This window comes from Streptomyces zaehneri, from assembly GCF_032248645.1.
Taxonomy (GTDB): domain Bacteria; phylum Actinomycetota; class Actinomycetes; order Streptomycetales; family Streptomycetaceae; genus Streptomyces; species Streptomyces coriariae.
The window spans coordinates 156,602-176,659 of record NZ_JASTTJ010000001.1 but is presented as its reverse complement, the minus strand read 5'-3'; the positions used below and the strand labels follow the sequence as shown (position 1 = coordinate 176,659).

Below are 20,058 nucleotides of genomic sequence, written 5' to 3'. Positions count from 1 at the left end.
GCGGGTTTACTCGGCAGGCTTCCGGTTAGGCGATGGCAATGCTCGGTAAGGAGGTACGCCCCCGGCCGGCCGGGGAGCGCCCGCCGGGTTCACTGTCGTCCGTCGCTCGGACTCACCCCGGATTGGAGCCCTTGGTATGAGCCAGCTGTCCCGGCACCCTGCCGAAGGAGGCTCGGCGGCCGATGTGTCCGGCACCGGGTCCCAAGAGGGAAGCGGACCGCGGTGGCGGCAGGACGATCTCGATCTGCGCAACCGTCTGTACGGCCGCGCCGGGGTCGCCCGTGCCGAAGGGGTGCTGCTCGACCGCTACGGTCTCGGCTCCACAGATGAGGCGTTCGCGCTGATGAAGAGCGCCTCCCAGCAGTTCAACATCAAGCTCTCCACACTCGCCGACGCCGTCGTACGCACACCGGCGCCCGATGCCGACGCCGAACTGTGGTTCCCCGGCCGGGTGCGGCACGGCCCGCCCGCGCTTCCCGGGCTCCCGGTGGAGCGTGGCAACGGCACCAGCCAGGGCGCTGTCCTCGGGGCGACCCTGCAACGGGTGCTGTCGATCACCCAGACGCCCATGGGCAATGTCCAGCTGAGCGAACGAGGCCGGCTCCGGCTGGCCCGGCACACCGGTCTGAACAGGTACTTCAGCGACTTCTTCGCCTTCGTCGACTCCCCGACCACCTCCTGCTCGCAGGCGGCCGGCCAGCGCCGGCAGGTCACCGTGCGGGACGTGGAGTCGGCGCCGGTGTTCGACGAGGCCTCCCGCCACGCCATCCTCCAGACCGGCAGTCGGGCCGCGCACAGTGTTCCGCTGGTGAACCGGCTGGGCGTGCCGCTGGGGATGGTGTCCTCCCATCACGAGCGGCCGCTGACCGGTTTCACCCATGCCGAGCTGGCCGCGCTCCGGCAGACCGGCAGCGATGTCGGCCGGTGGCTGGCCTGGCACTGGAACAGCGTCGTGCTGGACGCACTGGAGCATCTCCATGCCGCGGCCTTGCGGGGCCCGCGCGACGGAACCCGGTCAGCCCTCTGATCTCGGTCAGCCCTCTGATCTCGGTCAGCCCTCTGATCTCGGTCAGCCCTGTGATCCCGGTCGGCGTGGGCCGGCCGAGCTGTGGCGGACGCACAGGTCGACGGGGACGATCGTGAGCGGGCTCCCGGGGGTCGACGGACTGTCGATGCGGTTCAGCAGGATGCGGAGGGAGATCGTGCCGATGTCCGTGAAGTCCGTACGGATCGTGGTCAGCGGGGGAAGGAAGTGGGCGGCCTCGGGGATGTCGTCGTAGCCGACGACGCTGACGTCCTGCGGGACCCGGCGGCCCGCCTCGTACAGGGCGCGCAGTACGCCGAGGGCCATCTGGTCGTTCGACACGAAGATCGCGGTGACGGACGGGTTCTTCGCCAGTTCACGGCCCAGGTCGTAGCCCGAGTCGGCGCTCCAGTCACCGAAGACAGGGGGGTGCACCTCGGCGCCGGCCGCCTCGAGGGTGGCGCGCCAGCTCTCCGCCCGGCGGTCCGCCGAGGTCCAGCCCGCCGGGCCCGCCAGGTGGTGGACCGTGGGGTGGCCGAGGGAGAGGAGGTGCCGCGTGGCCTTGCGGGCGCCGGTGCGGGCGTCCGAGGTGACCATGGGGGTGCCGTCGCCCAGGTCGTTGTCCATGACGACCAGCGGGGTGTCGAGGTGGGCCTCGGCCAGCGCGCGGGCCACCCGGACCTGGGGGGCGATCGCGATCACGCCGTCGGCGCCCTCCGCCGACAGCCGGTCCGCGGCCCGTACCACCGTGTCCCGGTCCGCGGTGTCCAGTGCGATCGAGCTCACCAGGTAACCGGCCTCCTGCGCGGCCGTGTTGATGGCGGTCAGGGTGGAGGCGGGACCGTAGCGGGCGGCGTCGAAGGAGATCACGCCGAGCATGCGGGTGCGGCCGCTGGCCAGTGAGCGGGCGCTGCTGCTGGGGCGGTAGCCGAGGGTGCGCATGGCCGCCCGGACCGCCTCCCGGGTCTCGGCGCGGACGGCGGGGTGTTCGTTGAGCACCCGCGAGACCGTCTGCTTGGAGACTCCGGCCAGTTTCGCGACGTCGTCCATGACCGGACGTGAGCCCGCGAAGTTGCGTCTGCTGCGTCCCCTGGACGCCGGGCCGGCCGGGCCGTCGGCGGCGCTTCGGGTCATGGTGGGGGCTTCTTCCTCGGGACTGGTCCGGGGCCAGTCGCGCTGGGCCGCCCGGCGGACCCACAGGATAGGCCGGGCGGACGAGGAAGCGCGGTTCAGGTCGGGCCGAGCCGCCAGGTGCGGGTCGTGATCCGTTCGGCCTGCCGCAGCTCGGCGACTCCGGCCGGCGGGGTGACGGGGAGATGGACCGCCGCGTCGGCGGCGAGCGGCAGGATTCTCAGGGTGAGCGGCTCACCGGGCGGGAGTCGGTCGAGCGCGATGTCCCACGGGCGGCCCGTGAAGAACTGGTCGGCGACCAGTGTGTCCCCCACGTAGGCGCGGGCCACGTCGCCGGTCCAGTGCAGGCGCAGCAGGTCGGAGCCGGGTGGGGTCGGGGTGCCGGCGCGGGTCGCCGGTACGTCGACGCGGTAGACGGCCGCCTTCGTGTCGTAGTGCTCGTCGGCGGGGGCGCTCGCCCGGCCCAGGACGCCCGTCTGCGGGGCCGGTGCCGGGCCCGCCGGGCGGATCGCGGTGAGGGTGACGGCGGGGACGGTGGGCGCGTCCTCGTCGGGGACGAGTGTGTAGCGGGTCAGGGCGCCGTCCTGGCTCTCCTTCACGGTGGCACCGGGTGTCGTCGGCGGGCGGTGCGGGGCCGGGAGGACGGAGAGGGAGACCGTCGAGACCGTCGAGACCGGCGGGGCGGGGGTACGGGGTCCGCTGCCGTCCGCGCCGTCCGCGCCGTCCGCGCCGTCCGCGCCGTCCGCGCCGTGCGCTCCGCTCGCGTCGTGCGCTCCGCTCGCGTCGTCCGAGGGGCGGGGGTGGATGCGTACCTCGCCGTTCGTCGCGTCGAAGACCACGCCGTCGGCGCACAGGACGAGCCGCTGCGCGCCCCAGGCCTCGCCCCGGTAGGCGGTGCGGGCGGTGGTCGCGTCCAGTACCAGGAGGGCGACCCGGTCGCCGGCCGGCGTCTCCGTCTCGACCAGGGCGTCCGTGCCGGGGCGCAGGCCGGTGATCAGGACGCGGTCGCCGTCGGTCACGGCCGCGACGTCCGTACCGGGCGGGGTGGCGACGGACCTCACCGTCCTTGCGTCCAGGGCCAGTTCGGGCATGATGCCGTCCGTCGCCGCCAGGACGAGGACCGTACGGCCGTGGTCGTCCACGATCGTGCAGACGGGCTGGGCGGTGGCCCAGTCCAGCCGCAGGCCGGCCACGTCCAGGCGCAGCGGCCAGCAGAAGTAGGCGCCCGTGGGGACGGTGACCGGGGTGCTGGGGAGGGTGAGGGGCGGGGCCTCGGGGAAGCCGATCGTGAAGCTGGTGTCCGGGTGGTCCGGGAGCGGCTCGTGCGGCTGGTGGTTGGTGACGAAGAGGAAGCCCGAGGTGCGCCCGTCGCCGCGGACCGCCCAGCGCAGGGTGTCACGGTCGTGCTGGCCTCGCGGACGGCCGTCCGGCAGCACCGACCGCATGGGGGCGATCACCTCCCCGAAGTCCGCCAACAGCAGGTGCTGGAGGCGGAGTTCGTCGTACGAGGGGCGGTACTGGCCGTATTCGCCGAGCGGGGCCTGGAAGTCGTACGTCAGGACCGGGAGATCGTTGGGGTAGGCGGTGGCGTGGGACTCCTGGAGGGTCGTCCGCTCCCCCGCCGGGTTGGTGCCGCCGTGGAACATGTAGTAGCCCTGCCACACCGAGCCGCAGCCGATCTTCGTGAGGCCGAGGGCGCCGACGTCGGCGGCGTCGACCCGCGGGCGGCGGTGGTAGGCGACGGCCATTCCACCGCCCAACTCACATGTTGCCCAGGGGAATTGGTCCGCGTAGGTGTCGGGATCCGTGCCGCGGACGGTCGTCGGGCGCAGGTCGGCGCCGATGCCCTCGTCGTCGCGCTGGTGGGTGAAGAAGAAGTGCTTGCGGCAGGTGTCGGGCCAGCCGCCGTCGGCCTCGGTCCAGAATGCCTCGGAGTAGCCGCCGTAGAGGGGGAGCAGTTCGTCGTCGGGGAGGTGGACTCCGCCCCATGCCGTCGAGGTCCAGAGGGGGGCGCCGAGGCCTGCCTCCTGGGCCATGCGCTTCAGTGTGCGGAGGTGGCCGGGCCGGTCGTAGAGCTCGTTCTCGATCTGGATCGCGACGATCGGGCCGCCGTGCGCGCGGTCCAGGCCGTCCAGTTGTGACGCGATCGCGTCCCACCAGGGGCGGACGGCGGCCAGGTACGCCGGGTCGTCGGTGCGGGGGGCCGCGGTGCGGGCGAGCACCCAGTCGGGGAGGCCGCCGCCCCGGACCTCCGCGTGCGACCACGGGCCGATGCGGGGGATGAAGTCCAGGCCGTGGCGGGCGCAGAGCCGGGCGAAGCGGCGCAGGTCACGGTCGGCGTCGAAGCGGACGCGGCCCTCGGTCTCCTCGTGGTGGATCCAGATGACGTACGAGGCGACGGCCGTGACCCCGCCCGCCTTCATCTTCAGCAGCTCCTCCTCCCACTCGCGGGCCGGATACCGGGAGTAGTGGAACTCCCCCGAGACCGGGAACCACGGGCGGCCGCCCCGGGTCAGCCAACGACTGGTCACCTCGATGGGGTCGGGGGCCGTGGGAGCGTCGGCGAAGGGGAGGTGGCCTCGGAGCGGGGGCGCGGAGGGTGGCGGAATGCTCACCTGGTGCCGCATCAGGACCGCTCCGGGCCGAGGTCGGGGGTGTCGGTGAGGTGGGCGTCGAGGGTGGTGGTGCCGTGCAGTTCGAGGACGACCAGCTCGTTGACGCCGGGGCGCAGGGCGGGGGCCGGGACGTAGAGGGTGCGCTGCGGGCCGCGGCTCCAGTAGCGGCCGAGGTGGAACCCGTTGACCCAGGCCTGGCCCTTCGTCCAGCCGGGGAGGGCGAGGAAGGTGTCGGCGGGGGTCCGCACCTCGAACGTGCCGCGGTGCAGGGCGGGTTCGGCGGAGGTGGGGTTCTCGGCCGGGGTGAACACGGCGGTGACCGGTACGTCGTCCAGGGGCAGTGCGTGGGAGTCCCAGCCGTGCAGGGGCGTGCCGTCGAGCGTGACCGGTCCCAGCAGGCCCTTGGGGACGCCGATGCGGGGGCCGTAGTTGACCCGGCCCATGTTCTCCACGAGCACCTCGAGCACGGCGTCGGGGCGGGGGACGTGGACGGGCAGCGTCTCGTCGTAGCGCTCGCGTTCGAGGACGCCCGCGGGGGCGCCGTCGAGGAAGACCTGGGCGCGGTCCCCCACTCCGCCGCCGAAGTGCAGGAGGCCGGCCCCGGCGGTGGGGACGGTGGTCCGGTACAGGGTGTACCCGGAGCGTTGGTTCAGCTCGTCGGCGGAGCGCGGGTCCATGGCGTGCACGGGGCGGTCGGCGAGCGGGAGGAGCGGGGCGCGGTGGGTCAACCGGACCGTGGTCGGAGGGAGTTTGGGCGACGGGGCGGGCACCGGCTCGTCCGGGACCGGGGCGTGACGGGCGATGACCTCACGGAAGGCGTGGTACTTCGGGCCCGGGTCGCCGCTCTCGGTGAGCGGGGCGTCGTAGTCGTAGGAGGTGACCGTGGGCACGTAGGCGTGGTGGTGGTTGGCGCCGTTGGTGTAACCGAAGTTGGTGCCGCCGTGGAACATGTAGATGTTGACGGAGGCGCCCGCCGAGAGGAGCCGGTCGAGGTCGGCGGCGGCGTCCTCGGTGTCCCTTCCGTGGTGCGGGCCGCCCCAGTGGTCGAACCAGCCGATCCAGAACTCCCCGCACATCAGGGGACCTTCGGGCTGTGCCTCGCGGAGCCGCCGGAGCGACTGGTCCACGCGGCTGCCGAACGTGCCGGTGGCGAGGACACCGGGCAGCACGCCGTTCGTGAGGTGATCGCCGTCGGTCTGGTCGCAGGTGAAGAGGAGCTCCTCGACGCCGCGTGAGCGCAGCGAGTGCTCGAGGTGCTTGAGGTAGGCGATGTCGTCGCCGTAGGCGCCGTACTCGTTCTCCACCTGTACGGCGATGACCGGGCCGCCCGACGCCGCCATGTGCGGCAGGAGCGGTGGGAGGAGAAGGTCCAGGTAGCGGTCGACGACGTCGGTGAAGCGGGGGTCGCTGGTGCGCAGGCGGATGTCGGGGTCGGCGGTGAGCCAGTGCGGCAGACCGCCGCCGTCCCACTCGGCGCAGATGAAGGGGCCGGGGCGGAGGAGGACGTACAGGCCCTCCGCGGCGGCCAGCCGCAGGAAGCGGGGCAGGTCGAGGAGTCCGTCGAGGACGAGGGTGCCGGGTTCGGGCTGGTGGAAGTTCCACGGGATGTACGTCTCGACGGTGTTCAGGCCCATGAGGCGGGCCTTGCGCAGCCGGTCGGCCCACTGGTCGGGGTGGACACGGAAGTAGTGCAGAGCGCCGGAGAGGATGCGGAACGGTTCGTCGTCGAGGAGGAAACCGTCGGAGGTCGTGGTCAGGGCTGGCATGCGGGTCCCTTCGTCGGGGCGGACGTGCGGGTGCGGTCTCGCGCTCGGTCTCGGTCTTGTGCTTGGTCTCGTGCGCGTACGCGGTCTCGGTCTTGTACTTGTGCTTCGGGGTGCCTGGTCGTCGGGGTGGACGTGCGGGTGCGTGGCTGTGCCTCGGAATGCACGCGGGTCGGCGACGGGCTCGGCGGCACCGCCCCGGGCCATCGGTGCCGCGCGGCGGCCGGGAGCGGTGGGGCGGTCACTGCGCGGGCTTCGGGTGGGTCGCCCGGGTCAGCCAGAGGGTGGCCGCGAGGCAGACGGCGGAGACCGCGGCGAGGAGGAGCGGGACCGCCCGGACGCCGGACCACTCGATGACCTTGCCGAGCGCCGGGCCCGCCGCGACGCCGCCCATCATGGACGCGGCGATGACGACCGCGCCGGCCCGGCGGGCGTGCGGGGCGGCCCGGTGCAGCCAGGGCAGTCCGGTGGGGAAGATAGGCGCGATGAAGAGGCCCACGCCTGCGTAGGCGACGGGCGCCAGGTCCGGTACGGCCGCCAGCAGAAGGCAGGCGGTCATGCCGGCGCAGGAGACCGTGACGATGGTCTGGGCGGAGAAGCGCAGCGCGATCGGGGCGACCAGGAATCGGCCGACGGTCATCATCAGCCAGTACACGGAGGTCGCGGTGGCCGCGACGCCGGCGCCGTGTCCGACGGTCTCCAGGTGCGTGGGTTCCCAGCCGCCCACACCCGCCTCTATGCCGACGTGCAGCACGTAGAGGGTGACGAAGACGGCGAGGACGGACCGCAGGGCGCGGCCGGCCGGCGTGGACGCCCCGGTGGACGCGGGGTGCCCCGGGGGCTGCGGTGACCGTGGCGGGCTGTCGCGTACGCCGCGCAGACAGAACAGCAGGGGCAGGTTGGCGAGCGCGAAGACCAGGAAGACGACGGGGTAGTGCTCGGCGCCCACCACCCCGATCAGGACCGGGCCGAGGATCGCGCCGATGCCGAAGTGGGCGTTCAGGATGTTGAGCATCGCGGTGGAACGGTGGCCGAAGCCGACCGCGAAGAGTTGGTTGAGGCCGTAGTCGATACCGCCGAAGCCGAACCCCGCGAGGAATGCGGCGGTGAGGGCGAGGGGCCAGTTCGGCGCGACCGCGAAGCCTGCCGAGCCGACGGCCATCAGCAGGTACGAGGCGGCGAGGATCCGCCGGTTGCCGGTACGGCCGTACAGCCGGTCGAAGAGGAGGACTCCCGCGACCCCGCCGACGAAGTGCGCGCTGAGCCCGAGGCCCGCTGCGGAGGGCGAGAGCCCGAACTCCTGGCGCAGGGCCGGGATCGCGGGGCCGTAGAACGCCTGGAGAGCGCCGATGAGCATGAAGCCGACGCAGGAGGCGACCACGGCGGACGGCGTGAAGACGGGGGCGGAGACAGGGGCCGGGACGGGAACAGGAACGGTGCCGGTTCGGGTGCCGGGTCCGAGCCCGGGGCCGGGGCCGGGGCCGGGGCCGGGGCCGATGCTGGTGCTGGTGCTCGTGACGTCGGTCGCGTCGCGGGTCACGCCGTCGGCCGGGCCGTCGGTGGAGTCCGGCGTGGGTGAGCCGGCCGGGACGCGCTGCGCCGTGGGGTGGTCGGTCACGCGGACTCCCGGGGGCGGACGGCCCACCTCTGCGTGGGCGTGCGGTTGGTGCTCCGACGAAAACGATGTTACCGGTAACATGCACAGCGTCAAGATGCCTGACGCGTAGTCGATGCTCTTGGACTCCAGGCCCCCGGACGTTGTCAGTGGTGGCGTGGTGGCTGCCGGCATGGGTGCAGGGTCGAAGCGTCGACCGGGGTTCGCGGGCGAGGCGCGGACGTCGGCCGCCTGGCCGCTTCTTCGGGTGGGCGCGGGCCGGCCGGTGTCGTCCCGGGTACGGCTTGGTTGCGACAAGGACTATTCGCCGCGGGGGAGTTGGGGGGCGGGCAGCATGCGACGCATGAGCCGAGACCGGTATGTCGACTTCCTGCGGGCGTGGGCGATCCTGCTCGTCGTGCTGGGCCACTGGCTGATCACCGGGCTGGTCCGGCATCCGGACGGCGAGATCACCGCCCCGGAACTGCTGGCGACCGTGCCCTGGACGCAGTGGCTGACCCTGGGCTTCCAGATCATGCCGTTGTTCTTCCTCGCCGGTGGACACGCCGCCGCGGGCTCCTGGGCGCGGGCTCGGGCCGCCGGCGGGAGCGTCACGGGATGGGTGGGGCAGCGGGCCGTGCGCCTGCTACTGCCCACGGCCGTGTACAGCGGCCTCGTGCTGCTCGCCGTCGGGGTGTGCTCCGCGCTCGGCGTGGACCGCGCCACCCTCGCGCTGGTGGGGTGGGCGATGGCGATGCAGTTCTGGTTCCTTCCGGTGTATCTGCTGCTCAGCGCCCTGACTCCGGTGCTGTACTCCCTTCACGAACGGTGGGGTCTGCGCGTCCCTGTGGGCATGGGCGTGGCGGGGCTCAGTGTCGGCTTGCTCGTGGCGGCGGGTGACGCGTCCTCGCGCGGCTCGGGCGTCGAGGCGATCGAGGCGATCGAGGCGATCGGGGCGCTCAACTACCTGCTCGTGTGGGGCGTCGTCTACCAGCTCGGCCTCTGCTGGCGGGACGGGCTGCTGGGCGGCGACGGGGAGACGGCGCCGCGGGCGCGGGGACGGGCGGTGGTCATGGCGGTGGGCGGCGCGGCGGGGTTCGCCCTGCTCGTCGGGCCCGGGCCGTTTCCCGTCAGCCTGATCCTGGTGACCGGGGAGGAACTGAGCAACACCGATCCCCCGTCGGCGGCCATGCTGGCGTGGAGCCTGGCTCAGGTCGGGGTGGCGCTGCTGGTCGCACCGGTCGTGCGACGGGGGCTGGAGCGGGCCCGGGTGCGGCGGGCGGTGCGGGTGCTGGGGGCCGGGAGCATGGCGCTCTACCTCTGGCACATGCTGCCGGTGCTGATCGTCGCCGCCGCCTTCTACCTGACCGGGATCGCCCCCGAACCCCGCTACGGCTCGGCAGGTTGGTGGGCCTTGCGGGTGCCGTGGCTGCTGGTGCTGGGGGGTGTCCTGGTGGGGGTGGTGCGGGCGCTGCGGCCAGTGGAGCGGGCCCTGGCCGCCGTGGAGGTGCGCGTGCGGCCCGGCGCGGGGATCCGGGGGGCGGCGGCCTGGCGGATGTGGGCCGGGCTCGGCGTGAGCGTCTGGGCGCTGACGTATTTCGCGGGGCACGGGTTCGCGTACGGCGGCGAGTTCCCGGTGTGGCCGGCCGTGGGGCTGGCGCTGGGCGTGGCCACGCTGTGCGTGGCCTTTCCCCGCCGGGACGAGGGGGACGGCGGGAGCGACCGAAGCGACGGAACCGACGCGGACGACAACGACGGTGGTGCCGAGGACCAGGAGTCAGGGCGCGCAGAGGTGGGGCGGGGCTGAGGTGGGAGGGGGGAAGTGACGCGCGGCTGAGGTGGGTGACTTCGGGCGGTGTCAGGCCGTGCGTTTGCGGGCCGTCGTCGCCTTCTTCGCAGCCGACTTCTTCGTCGTCCCCTTCGCCGCCGTCCCCTTGGCCGCCGTCCCCTTGGCCGTCGTTCCCTTGGCCGTCGTCTTCTTCGCGGCGGCCCTCTTGGCTGTGCTCTTCGTTGCCGCAGTGCTCTTCGACGCCGTTGCCTTCTTCGCCGGCTGCGTCGAGCTCGCCGTCTTCGACGTCGACTTCCTCGGCGCCGCCGTGGTCTTCCTCGCCGTCGCCGTGGAGGTCGACTTCTTGCCGCCCGTCCCCTTGGGCGCAGCACGGGCCGACCGGCGCTGCGAAAGGTGCCTGACCTCGGCCCCCGACTCCGACTCCCGGTCCGTCTCCTCCCCTGCCCTTTCCCTTGTCTCCTCAGCCTCCCCCTCCGTCTCCGAAGCGGCCTCCGGTTCCTCGCCGCGCGACCGCTTCGCCGCCCGCACGCTCTTCTCCAGGGCCGCCATCAGGTCCAGCACCTTGCCGCTGGACGGCGCGGACGGGGCCTCGGGGGGTGTCTCGCCGGCCGCCTTCGCCGCCACGACCTCCTCCACCGCCTCGCGGTACTCGTCGTGCAGGTCCTCCAGGTCGACCTCGCCGAGGGTGTCCATCAGGGCGTCCGCGAGGTCGAGTTCCTTGTCGCGGACGGTGACCGAGGTGTCCGGGGCCACTCCTTCCGGTGCGCGGACCTCGTCCGGCCAGAGCAGACCGTGCATGGCGATCGCCTCGCCGACCACGCGGAGCATCCCGAGCCGCTCCCGGCCGCGCAGGGCGTACTTCGCGATCGCCACCTTGTGGCTGCGCTTCAGGGCCTCCCGGAGCAGCGTGTACGGCTTGGCCGCCGGGGCGCCGCCCGCCTGGAGGTAGTAGGCGGCGTCCATCTGGAGCGGGTCGATCCGGTCGGCCGGGACGAAGGCCACGATCTCGATGGTCCTGGCGGTCGGCAGCGGCAGATGGGACAGGTCCTCGTCGGTGATCGGGATGATCGTGCCGTCCGCGTCCTCGTACCCCTTGCCGATCTCCGCCGAGCTCACCTCGCGGTCCTCCAGCTCGCAGACCTTGCGGTAGCGGATGCGGCCGCCGTCCTCCGTGTGGATCTGGCGGAAGGAGATCGAGTGGCTCTCGGTGGCGTTCACCAGCTTGATCGGGATGCTGACGAGGCCGAAGGAGATGGCGCCGTTCCAAATGGATCTCACGTGCAGCGCCCTCCTGAATGAGCCTTATGTGATGGTTTCATGTGATTCTCATCGTATGACGCCGATCACGGAGGTGGAGGGGAGACGGCTCGCGCTCAGCAATCTGGAGAAGGTGCTGTATCCGGCGACCGGCTTCACCAAGGGCGAGGTGCTGCACTACTACGCGACCGTCGCCGATGCCCTGCTCCCCCATCTGCGCGACCGGCCGCTGTCCTTCCTGCGCTACCCGGACGGGCCCGACGGGCAGATCTTCTTCGCCAAGAACGTGCCGCCGGGGACGCCCGAATGGGTCACCACGGCCGAGGTGCCCCGGTCGGAGGGGCCCGCGCGGATGGTGGTCGTCCAGGATCTGGCGAGTCTGGTCTGGGCGGCGAACCTCGTCACGGAGTTCCATACGCCGCAGTGGGTGATCCAGGATCCGCAGACCGCCGACCGGCTCGTCCTCGACCTCGACCCCGGCCCGCCCGCGACCGTCGTCGAGTGCTGCGAGGCCGCGGTGTGGCTGCGCGAACGGCTCGCGGCGGACGGGATCGAGGCGTGGCCGAAGACGTCCGGGTCGAAGGGGCTGCATCTGCTGGCGGCGGTACGGGGGGCCTCCTCCGAACGGGTCACGGAGTACGCGAAGCAGCTGGCCGTGGAGGCGGAGCGGGCGATGCCCCGGCTGGTTCTGCACCGGATGACGCGGAGTCTGCGGCCGGGGAAGGTGTTCGTGGACTGGAGTCAGAACGCGGCACGCAAGACGACCGCGACGCCGTACACCTTGCGGGCGCGGGCCGAGCCGACCGTGTCGGCGCCGGTCACCTGGGAGGAGGTCGAGGAGTGCCGGTCCGTCGGGACGCTCACGTTCACGGCCTCCGGCATCGCTCCGCGGCTTCAGGGCTTCGGGGATCTGCTGGCCCCGCTGCTCGACGCCGGGCGGGCGGGGGCGGTGCCGTGATCGGGCCCTCGGGCCCGTGCTCGTCGCGCCCCGGCCGGCATCCTCCCGTTTCCGTCCCGTCCGGCTCGGGCTTTTTCTCGCCCCCGCCGCCCCCGCCGCCCCTGCCCCTGCCCCCGCCCCCGCCCCTGCCCGTCCCATCCCTGAGGGCTGCGCCCCCAGACCCCGCTTTCGGCCCTGACGGGGCCTCGTCCTCGAACGCCGGACGGACTGGACGGACTGGACGGGCTGGACGGGCTGGACGGGCTGGACGGGGGCGCCGTCACACTCTCGCCCAAGTCCCCCGGTCGCGGGCCATCGCGTGCAGGGCCTCCACGTCCGCCGGCTTCAGTACGCCGCCGAGACGGGTCAGGTCGCTGAGCTCGGCGTCGGTCAGGACGCGGACCTCGCGCGGCGGGACGGCGACGAGGACGCCGGTCGGGCCGACCAGGGCCAGCACCGGGCGGACCTCGGCCGTCAGGGCGTGGGACGCGCGGTCGGCGTCGGCGCGCACCCGGCGCAGCAGGGGCTGTGGGTCCCGGCGGCCCAGGCCGACCAGGGGGTCGGAGATCCGGACCCGCTGCTTACGGGCGTACAGCGCGTGGACCGCGAACAGGCCGGCCGGGCCGATGGCCAGGTGGTGGACGCGGTCCCCGCCGGGAAGGGGCAGCGAGTGCAGCGTGTGCCAGCCGGCGCCGTCGAGGCGGTCCAGGGCCACGCCGACGGTCTGCTCGGCCGCCAGGGCGCGGCGGCGCGGATCGGTTCGGAGGCGGTGGGCGGTGTCCGGGTCGCGGTCCAGGTCGATCAGGAGGGCCTCGCCGGGGCGGTTGGGGGCCAGGTCGTCGTCCGGGTGGAGGGAGAGCCGGGCCAGCTCCGCGGGCGTGGGGACCGGGGGCGGGCCGACCGTGACCGGGCCGGTGACGAAGGGGCCGAGGGCCTCCAGGACGTCCTCTCTGCGGCTCTCCCCGATCAGGTTGATCCTGGCCGCCTCACGGTCGTACCAGGCGATGTTCCTGCCGTCCGTGAGACATACGTAGAGCCGCTCCTGGCCATGCCGCCAGGTCGGTATGACGCGCAGTCCGTTCATGCACCATCACCCCACGACCATGGGAACAGGAGGGGTGCTCCGGGGGCAAGAAGGCGGTTACCTTCGAGGGGAGTTGGGCAGGCACTGAGCAGCGGTCTGGAGAGGCGCCGTTACCGGGCAGCGCGTTTGGGGAGGCGCCGTTGCGAACCCGCAGGAAGCAACTCGACGTACCGCCTCCGGACCGTCCGTGGAGCGAGATCGTGCCCGGCCTGTGGATGGGCGGACACGAGTTCCGGGGACGCTCCGGCGAACTTGAACTCGCCGTGGTGCGGGGTGAGTTCGATCTCGTCCAGACGTTGACACGAGCCCGGCGGGGACATGGGCCCGATCCCGGGGTGCAGCATCACGTGTGGCCGATTCCGGACGGTCCGCTGGACGGGACCCAGCTCGCCGGGGTGATCCGCCTGGCGCGGGCCGCGGAGGACGCGATGGACGACGGCCGGACGGTCCTCGTCCGCTGCTACAGCGGCTACAACCGCTCCGGCCTGGTCATCGCCCACACGCTGGTACGCCGGGGGCACTCGGCCGAGGAGGCGATCCGGCTGATACGGTCGCGGCGCTCACCGTGGGCCCTGCACAACGAGCTGTTCGTGGAGTACCTGCGGGCGGGGCTGCCGACGGCCAGGCTTTTGGAGGAACTGGCCGAATAATCGTTTCGCCATGGTCAGGACCCCTCAGGACCCCTGCGCCTCCAGCGGTCAGGACCCCGGCGCCTCCAGTGCTCCACCGCCCCCGGCCCACCAGTACGCAAAACGGACTTCCTTACGAATAGGGTGTACGGGCCTGACGCCGTCGTATCCCCAGAGGAGTCACAGGAGTCCCGTGCGCCGCCGAAGTCCCCTCCGCTCCTCCCCCTCCTCCCGCCTCTCACGTCCCGCCCGCCTCTCCCGTCCCGCCCGACGCGGGCTCGCCGCCGTCGCCGTCGCCCTGCTGGCCTCGGTCGCCGTGGGCTGCGGTGACGCGGGTGGGCTTCAGGGCGCCGGGGCGACACCGACCGCGATCAGCCCGGACAGGCTCTGGCCGGACCTGACCCCCGCCTCCAGTCCCGCCTTCGACATCGGCGAGGTGGACACCGAGGTGGTGAAGGGCATCACGGTGCCCGGCGGCGACATCCGCAAGGTGGACCCGGTCGCGGTCGTCCGCGAGGAGATCACCACGCATCCGGGCGACTACGCCGAGGGGACCTACGCCGAGACGGCCCGCCGGATGGCCGACTGCGGCAGGAGCGGGGCGGCGGGGAGCCGGTGCCCCGTACTCAAGGCGTACTACCGGGACCTCACCGGCGACGGCCACGACGACCTGACACTGGGCTTCCGACAGCTGCCCGGCAAGCTGACGGCCGTCCGCGTGTACACCGTGCGCAAGAACAGACTCGTCCAGGTCATGGCCTACGAGGACGCCGTGAGCGGGGTCGAACTGGCCGGACGGTCCGTGATCATCCGGGCCCCGTCGGAGGTCGCGGGCTACGAGTACCGCCTCCAGTGGACATGGGACCAACAGCAGCGGGCGATGCTGCTCACCCACGACGAGATGCTGCGCACCGGGGGCCGGAAGTACTCGCCCCACCCCTCCACGTCCCCGACCTCGACCCCGACCACCTCCGCGCCTCCGTCCCCGGCTGCCTCCGCTTCCGTCCCCTCTTCGGCTCCCTCTTCCGCCTCCGCGCCGGCGAGCGGCCGATGAGGCTCGCGTTTCCCTCGTGGGCCGGCACGCTCGCCGTGAAGGCCGCCGTCTTCATCACGGTGATGTGCTGCGCGCTGGCCGCCCTGCTCGGCGTACTGGTGCACGTCTCGGTGACGAACCAGACCGTCGGGCAGGCCCGCGACCTCGCGCTCTCCCGGCTGAAGGACGCGACGGCGGCGTTCGAGGCCGGGGACACCCTGGAGCGGGGCGCCAGCCTCGATCCGCCGGGCCTGCCCGCCTCGCTGCGGGCGCTGGCGCTCACCGGCGCGCGCGGCACGATGGTCGCCGACCATCAGGGGCGCGCGACGATGTGGGCGGCCGGCCCCGCCGACGGTGCGCGGGCCCTCGCGGTCCCCGTCGACTACTCGCAGAGCGCTCGCACCATCGAGGCCCTCGACACCGCGATCCTGTGGTCGTCGATCCTGGCCATCGGCGCGACGCTGCTGGTCGGCGCCGTAGCGGTCACCCGGGTGACCCGGCGGCTGCACACCACCGCGCAGGTGGCCAGACGGATCACCGCCGGCGACCTGGACGCGCGCGTGGACGACCCCCGGGCGAAGGAACCGGGACGGCCACAGGACGAGGTGGGGGCCGTCGCCGTCGCGCTGGACTCCATGGCCTCCTCGCTCCAGGGCAAGCTGCTGAGCGAACAGCGGTTCACCGCCGACGTGGCGCACGAGCTGCGCACGCCGCTGACCGGGCTGCACGCGGCGGCGGAGCTGCTGCCGCCGGGGCGGCCGACGGAACTGGTCCGCGACCGGGTGGCGGCGCTGCGCACGCTGACGGAGGACCTGCTGGAGATCTCCCGCCTGGACACCGGGCGGGAGCGGCTCGAGCTGGACGCCGAGGAGCTGGGCGCGCTGGCGGTCCGCGTGGTGCGGACGGCGGAGGCTTCGGACACCTCCGGGGCCTCGGCGACCGGCACCGAGGTGACGGTCGTCCGGGACGCGCGCGTGGAGACCGACCGGCGACGCCTCGAGCGGGTGCTGGGGAACCTGCTCGCCAACGCGCACCGGCACGGGCGGTCGCCTGTCGTGCTGTCGGTGGACGGGCCCGTGGTCACCGTGCGGGACCACGGGGACGGCTATCCGGAGTACCTCCTCACGCACGGGCCGCAGCGGTTCCGTACCGAGGGCGGGGCGAAGGGGCACGGGCTCGGGCTGACGATCGCGGTCGGGCAGGCGGAGGTGCTGGGCGCTCGGCTGACGTTCGCCAACGCACCGGACGGCGGTGCGGTGGCGACACTGACGCTCCCTCAGACGCCTCCCGCCAGGAGCGGCCTCCCCGATGGCGCAGCGTGACGGGCGACACGCGCGAACCGATCCTAATGTGGCGATTAGTCAGCTTCACCCTCTTCATGGAGGTATCGCCATGCCCCTGCGCACCGCCCTCACCCGCCTAGCCATACTCACCGCAGCCGGCACCCTCGCCGCCACCGCGGCCGTCGCCCCGGCCATCGCCGACGACTGGGACGGCGACAGCCTCACCACCCAGGACGACGGCTCTTCCGACTGGCAGAACCAGGGCGGCGAAGGCGGCCAAGGGAACCAGAACCAGGGTGGCGGGGGCGGCAACCAGAACCACGGCGGAGGCCAGGGCAACCAGAACCAAGCCGCGGGCCAAGGCCACCAGAACCAAGCCGCGAGCCAGAGCCACCAGAACCAGGGCGGAGGCCAGGGCAACCAGAACCAGGGCGGAGGCCAGGGCCAAAGCAACCAGAACGGCCAAGGCCACCAGAACCAGGCCGGGGGCCAGGGGCACCAGAGTCAAGGCGGCGGCCAAGGCAACCAGAACGGAAGCTGGCAGTCCGGTGGGAGTGACACCAACTGGCAGTCCGACGCGGGCGACTGGCAGTCCGGCAACGGCAACCACAACGACTCCCGCCGCTACCGCGGGCGCGTCACCGCGAGCCAACTGCTCCTGCGCAGTGCGCCCACCCGAGCCGGCCAGGTGATCCGTGTGGCCCATCGCGGCGAGATCGTCTCGATCTTCTGCAAGACCCCGGGCCAGAAAGTCCAGGGCAACTCCCTCTGGTACCTGCTCACGGACGGCACCTGGGCCTGGGGTTCGGCGCGCTACATCGACACCATCGGGACGGCACCTCGCTGGTGCTGATGCGGCACTGACACGAAAGCATCCAAGGCCCACAAGGGGTCATATTTGGGTAGGTTCCGGACATGACGAAAGCCGGAGTCGGACCAGGGACGGGAGCAGGGACAGGAGCAGGGTCGGGAGCTGGAGCCGGTGCGGGCACCACCAGCGCCGGAACCACCGTGGCGGCGGCCGACGCGCCCGCCCCCGCGGCGCTCCTCCCCCGGCGCCGAGGCGTCGAACTCTCCCTCATCGTCCTGGCCGTGCTGCTCTCGGTGTACGGCTACTGCGCTGTCGGCCTCGCGAAGGACGGCACCGTCCCGCCCGGCGCCGCAGGTTACGGCGCCGGGCTCGGTGTGCTCGCGCTGCTGGCGCACCTCGCGGTGCGGCTGCGCGCCCCCTGCGCCGACCCACTGCTCCTCCCGATCGCGGTACTGCTCAACGGGATGGGCCTGGTGCTGATCTACCGGCTCGACCTGGAGACGCCGGGCGACCGGGCGGCACCCACCCAACTGGTGTGGTCCACGCTCGGGGTGGCCCTGTTCATCATGGTCGTGGCCGCGCTGCGCGACCACCGTCTGCTCCAGCGGTACGCGTACGTCTGTGTGGTCGCCGCGCTCGCCCTCCTCGCGCTGCCGATCCTCTTCCCGGCCGTGAACGGCGCCCGTATCTGGATCCGGATCGCCGGGTTCTCCATCCAGCCGGGCGAGTTCGCGAAGGTGCTGCTGGCGGTGTTCTTCGCCTCGTACCTGGCGGCCAACCGCACGGCGCTGGCGTACGCGGGCCGGAAGATCTGGCGTTTCGAACGGCTCCAGCTGCCCACCGGGCGCGTCCTCGGGCCGATCGTCACGATCTGGCTGCTGAGCGTCGGGGTGCTGGTGCTGGAGCGGGACCTCGGCACGTCGCTGCTCTTCTTCGGACTGTTCGTCGTCATGCTCTACGTCGCCACCGGCCGCACCGGCTGGATCGCCGTCGGGCTGCTGCTCGCCTCACTGGGCGCGGTCGCCGTCGGCCGCCTGGAGCCGCACGTGCACGGCAGGGTCGAGGACTGGCTGCACCCGTTCGCGACGATCGAGGCCGGTGAGGGCCCCAACCAGCTCGCGCAGTCGCTGTTCTCCTTCGCGGCCGGCGGGATGTCCGGCACCGGGCTCGGCCTCGGCCACTCCGTCCTCATCGGCTTCGCCGCGAAGTCGGACTTCATCCTGGCGACGGCGGGCGAGGAACTGGGCCTGGTGGGCCTCTCGGCTCTCTTCCTCCTCTACGGCCTGCTGGTGGAGCGCGGCTACCGGGCGGGCCTCTCCCTGCGCGACCCCTTCGGCCGGCTGCTGGCGACCGGCCTCGCCTCGATCGTGGCGCTCCAGGTGTTCGTGATCGCGGGCGGGGTGACCGGGCTGATCCCGCTGACCGGCATGGCGATGCCGTTCCTGGCGCAGGGCGGCTCCTCGGTCGTCACCAACTGGGCGATCGTGGCGCTGCTGATCCGGGTGAGCGACTCCGCGAGGCGGCCGCGCCACGCCGCCCTCGACGCGCCGCGCCGGACCCCGCACCCCACACCCCACCCCACACCCCACTCCACACCCCACACCTCACTCCCCGACCCACTCCACGACGAGGACCCACGGAGGCCCGGTTGACCCGGCACATCCGGCACGCCGCCGCCTTCTGCGCCCTGCTGCTGGTGGCGCTCCTGGTCAACGCCCTGCGCGTCCAGGTCGTCCAGTCCGGCAGGTACGACGACAACCCGGCCAACCGGCGTGACTCCATCGCCCGTTACGCCCAGCCGCGCGGCGACATCCTGGTCGACGGCGCCCCCGTGACCGGCTCCCGGGACACCGGTGAGCAGCTGCGCTACGAACGCACGTACCGCGACGGGCCGCTGTACGCGCCGGTGACCGGCTTCGCCTCGCAGGTGTACGGGACGACGTTCCTGGAGCACACCGGGGACGACGTGCTCTCGGGGGCCGATCCGATGCTCTCGCCGTTCCCGCTGTGGGACGACGTGACGCACGGCCGGCCGGCCGGCGGCAACGTGGTGACGACCCTGAACCGCCGGGCCCAGCAGGCCGCGTACGAGGGGCTGGGCGGGCGCAAGGGCGCGGTGGCGGCGGTGGAGCCGTCGACGGGGCGGGTGCTGGCGCTGGTGTCCAGTCCCTCGTACGACCCCGCCGTGCTGTCCGGGAACGACGCCGCGGCCGAACAGGCCTGGGTGCGGCTGAACCGCGACCCGGACAAGCCGATGCTGAACCGGGCGGCTCGCCAGACGTATCCGCCGGGATCGACGTTCAAGGTGGTCACCGCGGCGGCGGCACTGGACGCGGGGGTGATCACCGACCTCGACGCGGCCACCGACTCCCCCGCCCCCTACCGGCTGCCCGGGACGACGACCGGCCTGACGAACGAGGGCCCCGGCTGCGAGGACGCGCCGCTGCGGGACGCCTTCGAGTGGTCGTGCAACACGGTGTTCGCCAAGCTCGGCGTGGACACGGGCCTCGCGCGGATGACCCGGACGGCGCAGGCGTTCGGTTTCAACGACGTGGACGTGCGGATCCCCTTCGCCGTCGCGCCGAGCACCTTCGACACCTCGCTCGACCAGGCGCAGCTGGCGCTGTCCTCGATCGGCCAGTTCAACACCCGGGCGACTCCGCTGCAGATGGCGATGGTGTCGGCGGCCGTGGCCGACGGGGGGCAGCTGCGCACGCCGTATCTGGTGGAGCGGACGACACGGCGGGGCGGGGCCACGGTGGCCACGGCCGGCTCCCGCCCGTCCCGCCAGGCGATGCAGTCCTCGACGGCGCGGTTGATGCGGGAGCTGATGGTGGACGCGGTGCGGGAGGGCACCGGCACGAACGCCGCGATCCCGGGGGCGGTCGTCGGCGGCAAGACCGGTACCGCCCAGCACGGACTCGGCAACGCCGGGATCCCGTACGCCTGGTTCGTCTCCTGGGCGCGGGGCGAACGGGACATGGAGCCGAGCGTGGCGGTCGCGGTGGTGGTCGAGGACGGGTCGGCCCGCCGCGGGGACATCACCGGGGGCGGGATGGCGGCGCCGATCGCCCGGGCGGTGATGGAGGCGGTGCTCAAGTCGTGAGA

Annotated in this window: 15 protein-coding genes; 9 read left to right on the top strand and 6 right to left on the bottom strand. The window is 72.9% G+C overall.

Translation table 11 applies throughout. The features are described from left to right. The first annotated feature begins 136 nt into the window (after nt 1-136). Entirely contained in the window at nt 137-1,027 is an 891-nt protein-coding gene (locus tag QQM72_RS00795) for an ANTAR domain-containing protein (RefSeq protein WP_314218848.1), read from the top strand. Nucleotides 1,028-1,069: 42 nt separating this feature from the next. Here QQM72_RS00795 and QQM72_RS00790 read toward each other — a convergent pair whose 3' ends face one another. From QQM72_RS00790 to QQM72_RS00775, 4 genes are all read right to left on the bottom strand, one after another. Further along, nucleotides 1,070-2,158 (bottom strand): LacI family DNA-binding transcriptional regulator, encoded by a 1,089-nt coding sequence (locus tag QQM72_RS00790; protein WP_314218847.1) that lies wholly within the window; start codon nt 2,156-2,158, stop codon nt 1,070-1,072. Between the two features lie 95 nt (nt 2,159-2,253). Beyond that, the gene (locus QQM72_RS00785; RefSeq protein WP_314218846.1) at nt 2,254-4,782 is read right to left on the bottom strand and encodes a beta-galactosidase; all 2,529 of its coding nucleotides are present in this window, start codon (nt 4,780-4,782) and stop codon (nt 2,254-2,256) included. After that, complete coding sequence (locus QQM72_RS00780) at nt 4,782-6,536, bottom strand: glycoside hydrolase family 35 protein (RefSeq protein ID WP_314218845.1); 1,755 nt, start codon at nt 6,534-6,536, stop codon at nt 4,782-4,784. The genes QQM72_RS00785 and QQM72_RS00780 overlap by 1 nt, the downstream gene beginning before the upstream one ends. Nucleotides 6,537-6,774: 238 nt before the next feature. After that, complete coding sequence (locus tag QQM72_RS00775) at nt 6,775-7,890, bottom strand: MFS transporter (protein WP_314219153.1); 1,116 nt, start codon at nt 7,888-7,890, stop codon at nt 6,775-6,777. A 601-nt stretch (nt 7,891-8,491) separates the two neighbouring features. Here QQM72_RS00775 and QQM72_RS00770 point away from each other — a divergent pair. Beyond that, on the top strand, nt 8,492-9,934 hold the full coding sequence (locus QQM72_RS00770; RefSeq protein WP_314218844.1) for an acyltransferase family protein: 1,443 nt from the start codon (nt 8,492-8,494) through the stop codon (nt 9,932-9,934). A 51-nt stretch (nt 9,935-9,985) separates the two neighbouring features. Here the strand turns inward: QQM72_RS00770 and ku are convergent, their stop codons facing one another. Next, nucleotides 9,986-11,194, bottom strand: a complete 1,209-nt coding sequence (ku, locus tag QQM72_RS00765) for a non-homologous end joining protein Ku (protein WP_314218843.1) — start codon at nt 11,192-11,194, stop codon at nt 9,986-9,988. Nucleotides 11,195-11,249: 55 nt separating this feature from the next. Here ku and ligD point away from each other — a divergent pair, with 55 nt between their 5' ends. Continuing rightward, entirely contained in the window at nt 11,250-12,131 is an 882-nt protein-coding gene (gene ligD / locus QQM72_RS00760) for a non-homologous end-joining DNA ligase (RefSeq protein ID WP_314218842.1), read from the top strand. Nucleotides 12,132-12,390: 259 nt separating this feature from the next. Here the strand turns inward: ligD and QQM72_RS00755 are convergent, their stop codons facing one another. After that, nucleotides 12,391-13,194, bottom strand: a complete 804-nt coding sequence (locus QQM72_RS00755; protein ID WP_314218841.1) for a nuclease-related domain-containing protein — start codon at nt 13,192-13,194, stop codon at nt 12,391-12,393. A 140-nt stretch (nt 13,195-13,334) separates the two neighbouring features. Here QQM72_RS00755 and QQM72_RS00750 point away from each other — a divergent pair, with 140 nt between their 5' ends. From QQM72_RS00750 to QQM72_RS00725, 6 genes are all read left to right on the top strand, one after another. Beyond that, on the top strand, nt 13,335-13,844 hold the full coding sequence (locus tag QQM72_RS00750) for a protein-tyrosine phosphatase family protein (RefSeq protein ID WP_314218840.1): 510 nt from the start codon (nt 13,335-13,337) through the stop codon (nt 13,842-13,844). A gap of 172 nt (nt 13,845-14,016) precedes the next feature. Beyond that, the gene (locus tag QQM72_RS00745; protein ID WP_399075465.1) at nt 14,017-14,877 is read left to right on the top strand and encodes a hypothetical protein; all 861 of its coding nucleotides are present in this window, start codon (nt 14,017-14,019) and stop codon (nt 14,875-14,877) included. After that, the gene (locus QQM72_RS00740; RefSeq protein WP_314218839.1) at nt 14,874-16,178 is read left to right on the top strand and encodes an ATP-binding protein; all 1,305 of its coding nucleotides are present in this window, start codon (nt 14,874-14,876) and stop codon (nt 16,176-16,178) included. Before QQM72_RS00745 ends, QQM72_RS00740 begins: the two co-directional genes overlap by 4 nt. 70 nt (nt 16,179-16,248) lie before the next feature. Further along, nucleotides 16,249-16,992, top strand: a complete 744-nt coding sequence (locus tag QQM72_RS00735; RefSeq protein ID WP_314218838.1) for an SH3 domain-containing protein — start codon at nt 16,249-16,251, stop codon at nt 16,990-16,992. A gap of 158 nt (nt 16,993-17,150) precedes the next feature. Next, on the top strand, nt 17,151-18,602 hold the full coding sequence (locus QQM72_RS00730; protein WP_314218837.1) for an FtsW/RodA/SpoVE family cell cycle protein: 1,452 nt from the start codon (nt 17,151-17,153) through the stop codon (nt 18,600-18,602). Further along, nucleotides 18,599-20,056, top strand: coding sequence for a peptidoglycan D,D-transpeptidase FtsI family protein (locus tag QQM72_RS00725; protein WP_314218836.1), 1,458 nt, complete (start codon nt 18,599-18,601; stop codon nt 20,054-20,056). The genes QQM72_RS00730 and QQM72_RS00725 overlap by 4 nt, the downstream gene beginning before the upstream one ends. Nucleotides 20,057-20,058: the final 2 nt, after the last annotated feature.